Source organism: Actinomadura soli, assembly GCF_005889715.1.
GTDB lineage: Bacteria > Actinomycetota > Actinomycetes > Streptosporangiales > Streptosporangiaceae > Spirillospora > Spirillospora soli.
Genome location: NZ_VCKW01000357.1, coordinates 1 through 6,681, shown reverse-complemented (window position 1 = coordinate 6,681; position 6,681 = coordinate 1). Strand labels below are relative to the sequence as shown.

The 6,681-nt window shown below is 74.6% G+C and carries 5 protein-coding genes; 2 read left to right on the top strand and 3 right to left on the bottom strand.

Annotation, left to right across the window (positions count from 1 at the left end; translation table 11 throughout):
* From ETD83_RS37970 to ETD83_RS37960, 3 genes are all read right to left on the bottom strand, one after another.
* Positions 1-1,188: RtcB family protein (locus tag ETD83_RS37970; protein WP_138650033.1), on the bottom strand; the 1,188-nt coding region annotated here is incomplete at its 3' end.
* 101 nt (positions 1,189-1,289) lie between these two features.
* Positions 1,290-3,035 (bottom strand): SelB domain-containing protein, encoded by a 1,746-nt coding sequence (locus tag ETD83_RS37965; protein WP_138650032.1) that lies wholly within the window; start codon positions 3,033-3,035, stop codon positions 1,290-1,292.
* A gap of 139 nt (positions 3,036-3,174) precedes the next feature.
* The gene (locus ETD83_RS37960) at positions 3,175-3,657 is read right to left on the bottom strand and encodes a MarR family winged helix-turn-helix transcriptional regulator (RefSeq protein WP_138650031.1); all 483 of its coding nucleotides are present in this window, start codon (positions 3,655-3,657) and stop codon (positions 3,175-3,177) included.
* Between the two features lie 59 nt (positions 3,658-3,716).
* Between ETD83_RS37960 and ETD83_RS37955 the strand changes: the two genes are divergently transcribed.
* Entirely contained in the window at positions 3,717-5,210 is a 1,494-nt protein-coding gene (locus tag ETD83_RS37955; protein WP_138650030.1) for an MFS transporter, read from the top strand.
* Between the two features lie 116 nt (positions 5,211-5,326).
* Positions 5,327-6,681: AMP-binding protein (locus tag ETD83_RS37950; protein ID WP_138650034.1), on the top strand; the 1,355-nt coding region annotated here is incomplete at its 3' end.

Genomic DNA, 6,681 nt, shown 5'->3' with positions numbered 1-6,681 from the left:
CTTGACGCAGATGAGCTGGCGGAGGTGGGCGACGACCTCGACGAGGTCGGACTGGGCCTCGATGACCGTCTCCAGGTCCTTGTAGGCGCCGGGGATCTCGTCGATGACGCCGCTGTCCTTGCGGCACTCGACGCCCCTCGTCTGCTCGATCAGGTCGTCCACGGTGAAGCTCTTGCGGGCCTTGTTGCGGCTCATCTTCCGGCCCGCGCCGTGCGAGGCGGAGTTGTAGGCGGTCTCGTTGCCCAGGCCGCGGACGATGTAGGTGCCCGTCGCCATCGAGCCCGGGATGATCCCGAGGTCGCCCGCGCCCGCGCGGATCGCGCCCTTGCGGGTGACGAGCAGCTCGACGCCGCCGTACTCCTCCTCCGCCACGTAGTTGTGGTGGCAGGAGATGACCTGGTCCCACCTGCAGCGCTTCTCTCCGAACCGCCTGGTCACGACGTCCTGCGCGAGCGCCATCATGACGGCGCGGTTGCGGCGCGCGTACTCCTGCGCCCAGAACAGGTCGTGGCGGTAGGCGTCCATCTTGGCCGTGCCGGTGAGGAACACGGCGAGGTCGTTGTCCGGCAGGTCCTGGTTGTGCGGCAGCTTGCGGGCGGCCTCGATGTGCTGCTCGGCCAGCTCGTTGCCGATGTTGCGCGACCCCGAGTGCAGGACGAGCCAGATCGCGCCGTCGTCGTCCGCGCACAGCTCCAGGAAGTGGTTGCCGCCGCCGAGCGTGCCCATCTGGGCGCGGGCGCGGCCGTGGCGGGACCGGACCGCCGGGTGCAGGTCGTCGAACGACTTCCAGAACTCGTACCAGCCGCGCTCCTTCAGGTTCGGCAGCGCGGACGGGTCGACGGCCTGCTTGTGGGAGCCGCGCCCGACCGGGATCGCCTTCTCCAGCCGCGAGCGCAGCACGGCCAGGTCGTCCGGCATGTCCTCGACGGTGAGGGACGACTTCGCGGCGGTCATCCCGCAGCCGATGTCGACGCCGACGGCCGCCGGGGACACAGCGTCCTTCATCGCGATCACCGAGCCGACGGTGGCGCCCTTGCCGTAGTGGACGTCGGGCATCACCGCGAGGCCCGCCACCCACGGCAGGGCGGAGACGTTGCGGAGCTGGTCGAGGGCGACGTCCTCGACGGTGTCCGGGTCGGTCCACATCCGGATGGGAACGCGGCCGCCCTTGATGGTCTGGTACGGCATGCCTTCTCCTTGCTCGACGGGATCCGAACCGTGATCTATGACGCCAGAGCCGAGGCCCGCGGTTCAAACGGTTTTCCCGTGCGGCCCCGGGCCATGCGGTGTCAGGAACGGCGGCGTTCGGTGAGGCCGAGGCCGTCCAGGTGGCGCAGCAGCGCGACGGCGACGCGGCGGCTCGTGCCCAGGGCGTCGCCTGCCTGGCCGGGCGTGAACGGCTGCGGCAGCGCGGACAGGACGCGCAGCGCCTCCCGGTCGGCGCCCGGCAGCAGGACGATCTCGTCGCCGTCGCCGTCGCCGTCGCCGTCGCCGTCGTCGCCGTCCACGGTGATCCGCAGGACGGCGCCCGCGCGGCCGGCGGCGGCGAGGGTGTCGCCGGTGAGGCCCAGCTCGGCCAGCCGGTCAGCGGTGGGGGCGCCGAACGGGGCGTCCGCCAGGTCGGCCCTGAGGCGCTCGACGGCCGCGGCCCAGACCGGCCGCGCGCCGGCGGGGCCGTAGACGCGTCCGCTCTCCACCCGAAGCGGCGGACGGACGAGCGCCTCCACGAGCTGCCGGGCGGGGAGCCCCAGCCGCAGCCGGACGGTCTCCAGCGGAACGCCGGGCGCGTGCGGGTTCCCGGCGGCGCGCCGGGCCGTCTCCTCGGCCAGCCGCTCGAACAGCGACTCCCAGTGCGCGGGGTCGGCGAGCCATTCGCCGTTCAGCGCGACCGCGTCGCGCGGCGGCGCGCAGCCCATCACCGACAGCTCGGCGCGGCGGAGCACGCCGTGGCGGCGCAGCACGATCGCGCCGTCCGGCCGGTCGGGCCACGACGCCAGCTCCCGCGCGCGGGCCGCCGCCGCGCCGCGCCGCACGAGGGTCGGCGGCCGGACGTCCAGGACGCTCACCCCGGCGATCGACCGGCGCTCCGGGTCGCGCAGGACGCCGGTGTCGCCGAGGTGCAGCGCGATCCGGCTGTTCAGCGTGAGGCGGGCCGTGTCGGGGCCGAGCGGGCGCAGCCGCACCGGGACGGCCGCGGACCCGATGTGCAGGGTCATCCGCCGCGCCAGCCGCCCGGACGCCTCCCCGAAGCGGGTGCGGACGTCGACGGAGGTGGTGTGGGTCCAGGCGCCGGCGGTGACGAGGGCCATGCCGGCGCCGACGCGTCCCGTCTCGCGCAGGGTCAGCACGACGCGGGAGACGCCGCCGACCGTCTCGCGCGGTTCGCCCGCGCAGCCGATCGTCCGGACGCGGACGCGCTCGCCCGCGGGCATGAGCAGCAGCTCGTCGCCGACGGAGACCGTCCCGGCGGTGAGGGTGCCGGTGACGACGGTCTGGCGTCCGGCGGTGAAGGCGTGGTCGATCCACAGCCGCACCGGCGCGTCCGGGTCGGGGACGGGCAGCCGCCCGGCGAGCCGGTCCAGCGCGGCGGCGAGCTCGTCCATCCCGGCACCGGTGCCGGCGCTGACGGCGACCGCCTCGACGCCGCGCAGCGGGGTGCCGGCGAGCCGCTCGCGGGCCTGCCGCAGCGCGAGCTTCGGGTCGGCGACGTCCGACCGGGTGACGGCGAGGACGCCGAACCGGACGCCGAGCGCGCCGAGGACGTCCAGGTGCTCCTGCGACTGCGGCATCCAGCCCTCGTCGGCGGCGACCGACAGCAGCACGGCGGGCGCGGGCGCGGCGCCGGCGAGCATCGCCGGGACGTCGCGCTCGCCGCCGGGGACGTCCACGAACGCGACGCGCCGCCCCGAGGGCAGCTCCGTCCAGGCGCCGGGCTCCTCCGGGTTCTTGCCGCTGTTGGCGTCCCTGCCGGTGAGGGCGCGCACGAGCGCGGACTTGCCGTGCCCACCGTGGCCGGCGGTGGTGACGACCTGCATCAGCGGCCTCTCCATGCACGGGCGCAGGGCCCCGTGCGGGGGAAATCAGAGCGGGGGTAGCGCAGACGAACGTCCACGGAAGGCAACCTTATGGACGCCGGAGGCCCGCGCAAAACCAGATCCTGCACATACGCGGGATTCAGCCGCGCGCGTCCTCGCCGTGGCCGGAGTGCGCCTCGAAGTCGTCCACCATGCGGTGGACGAGCCCGGCGAGCCGCTCGCGTTCGCCGGGTGACCAGCCGGCGAGGGCCTCGGCGATCCAGCGCCGCCCGGACGCGCGGATCGACTCGACCGCGCGCAGCCCGGAGCCGCTGAGCCCGACCCGGCGGCACCGCCGGTCGTCGGGGTCGGGCAGCAGCTCGACGTATCCGGCCCGTTCGAGCCGCTGGACCTGCCGGGTGACGTGCGGCGCCTCGACGGCGAGCCGCGCGGCCAGCTCCCCGGGCCGCATCGGGCCGTGCTCGGCGAGGGCGCGCAGCAGCGGGACGGCGGCGCGGTCGACCGGGACGCCCGCGGCGAGCACCGTGCGGTCGTGCTGCCGGAACCGCGTCAGCATGTGCGCGACCCGGCTCAGCGCCCGCTCGATCTCCGCGACATCGTCCTGCGGGACCGGTGCCGACATGCCGCTCACCCTACCCCTCTACAATTTCATTAACTTAGTTAAGCAAAGTGGAGGTGTGCATGACGGGGGTCCCGACCACGGCGCGCGAGACGGCGGGGCACCCCGCCGCCCATCCGCCGCGGACCGGCCGCACGCTGCTCGCGCTGGCGGCCGCCGGGATGGTCGTGTCGGTGCAGCAGACCCTGGTGCTCCCGCTCCTGCCCCAGCTCGGGCGCGCCTTCGACGCGCCGATCACCGACGTGACGTGGGTGTTCACCGCGTCCCTGCTGGCCGGTGCGGTCGCCACCCCGCTGCTCACGCGGTTCGGCGACATGTACGGCAAGAAGCGGATGATCCTGCTCGCGCTGGGCCTGCTGGTGACGGGCTCGGTGATCTGCGCGCTGTCGGGGTCGCTGCCCGTGCTCATCGCCGGGCGCGCCGTGCAGGGGATGTCGTCGTCGCTGATCCCGCTGGCCATCGGCATGATCAGGGACACCTTCCCGCGCGAGCGGATCATCATGGCGATCGGGATCGTCAGCGCCACCATGGGCGTCGGCGGCAGCGCCGGCATGATCGTGACCGGGCTGATCGCCGACCGCACCACCAGCCACCACCCGGTGTTCTGGATCGCCGCCGCGATCGCCGCCGCCGCGCTGGTGCTGGTCGCCGCGGCGGCGCGGGACGTCGGCGGCCGCTCGGGCGGGCGGCCCGACTACGCGGGCGCGGCGCTGCTCGGCGGCCTGCTGTTCTGCCTGCTGCTCGCCATCAGCGAGGGCAACGCCTGGGGCTGGGCGTCCGGCGGCGTGCTCGGCCTGTTCGCCGCCGCGGCGGTGCTGGGCGCGGCGTGGGTGGCGACCGAGCTGCGGGTCCGCGCGCCGCTGGTGCGGCTGGCCCTGCTGGTCGGGCCGCGGTCGCTGTCGGCCAACCTCGTGTCCGCCCTGCTCGGCTTCTCCATGTTCGCCGCGTTCACGCTGATCTCGGGCTTCGTGCAGGCGCGGCCGGGCGTCGTCGGGTACGGCCTGGACGGGTCGGTGCTGGACGTCGGCCTCTACATGCTCCCGAACACGGTCACGATGCTGGTGTTCTCCACGATGGCCGGGCGGATCGCCGCCCGGATCGGCCCCGCCTTCACCCTCGCGCTCGGGACGGTGTTCGTCGCGCTGTGCTACGTCTGGCTGGCCCTGTCGAACTCGCACGTGTACGACGTCCTCGCGTTCAGCTCCCTGCAGGGCACCGGGTTCGGGATCGCGTACGCGGCGCTCGGGACGCTCGCCGTCCAGCACGTCCCGATGGACCAGAGCGGCATCGCCAGCGGGATCAACTCGCTCGTCCGCGTCGCGGGCGGCAGCGTCGCGGGCGCGATCACCGCGTCGATCCTGGCCGGGCAGGTCATTCCCGGCACCGTCGAGCCCACCTTGGACGCCTACGTGCTGTGCTTCTGGGTCGTCGCCGCGGGCGCCGCGCTGGCCGCCGTCGTCGCCGTCGTGCACGGCCTGCGGCACCCCGACCAGGCCCTCGCGGACGGCCGGGCCGGAGGGCCCCTCCGCCGGATGCGGGGCGGCGCGGGGCCTTGACGAACCGGGCCCCGGCCATGCCCTATAGGGGGGCGGCCCGAATCGGAGCACGGGGCCGATCGCCGGACAGGGCCGAACCGCAGAGCGGGGCCATGGACCCGCACCGGGAGGACGACATGGGCGCCTACGCGGCCGCGTACGAACGCAGCATCGCCGATCCGACCCGCTTCTGGGGCCTCGCGGCGCGGGACGTCCGCTGGCTCGTCCCGCCGGACCGGGTGCTGGACGACGGCGCGCCCCCGTTCTACCGCTGGTTCACCGGCGGCGAGCTGAACACCTGCGACAACGCGCTCGACCGGCACGTCGAGGAGGGCCGCGGCGACCAGCCCGCGCTGATCTACGACAGTCCCGTCACCGGCACCGTGCGGACCTACACCTACCGCGAGCTGACCGATCTCGTCGCCCGGTTCGCCGGTGCGCTGCGCGCGCAGGGCGTCGACCGCAGCGACCGGGTGGTCATCTACCTGCCGATGGTGCCGGAGGCGATCATCGCGATGCTGGCGTGCGCCCGGCTCGGCGCGGTGCACTCGGTCGTGTTCGGCGGGTTCGCGGCGCGGGAGCTGGCCGTCCGCATCGACGACGCCCGGCCCAAGGCGGTCGTGTCGGCGTCCTGCGGCATCGAGGCGGGACGGATCGTCCCCTACAAGCCGCTGCTGGACCGTGCGCTCGACCTCGCCAAGCACAAGGTCGAGCGGTGCGTGATCCGGCAGCGCGAGCAGCTGCACGCCGACCTCGTCCGGCCGCGGGACGTGGACTGGGACGAGGCCGTCGCCGGCGCCGAACCCGCCGAGTGCGTGCCCGTCGCCGCCACCGACCCCCTCTACATCCTGTACACGTCGGGGACGACCGGGCGGCCGAAGGGCGTCGTCCGCGACAACGGCGGCCACGCGGTGGCGCTGCGGTGGTCGATGGAGAACGTGTTCGGCGTCGGGCCCGGCGACGTGTTCTGGGCGGCGTCCGACGTCGGCTGGGTGGTCGGGCACTCCTACATCGTGTACGCGCCGCTGCTCACCGGCTGCACGACCGTCCTGTACGAGGGCAAGCCCGTCGGCACGCCGGACGCGGGCGCGTTCTGGCGCGTCGCCGCGCAGCACCGGGTGAAGGCCCTGTTCACCGCGCCGACCGCGATCCGCGCCATCAAGAAGGAGGACCCGGAGGGCGCGCTGCTCGCCGGGCACGACCTGTCGGCCCTCGACACGCTCTTCCTGGCCGGGGAGCGCCTGGACCCCGACACCTACCGGTGGGCGTCGCGCGTCCTGGACCGCCCTGTCATCGACCACTGGTGGCAGACCGAGACGGGCTGGCCGATCGTGGCGAACCTGCGCGGGCTGGAGCCGATGCCGGTCAAGCCCGGCTCACCGTCCGTGCCTGTGCCCGGCTACGACGTGCGCGTCCTCGGCCCGGACGGCGGGGCCGTCCCGCCCGGCGAGGACGGCGACATCGCCCTGCGCCTCCCCCTGCCCCCCGGCAC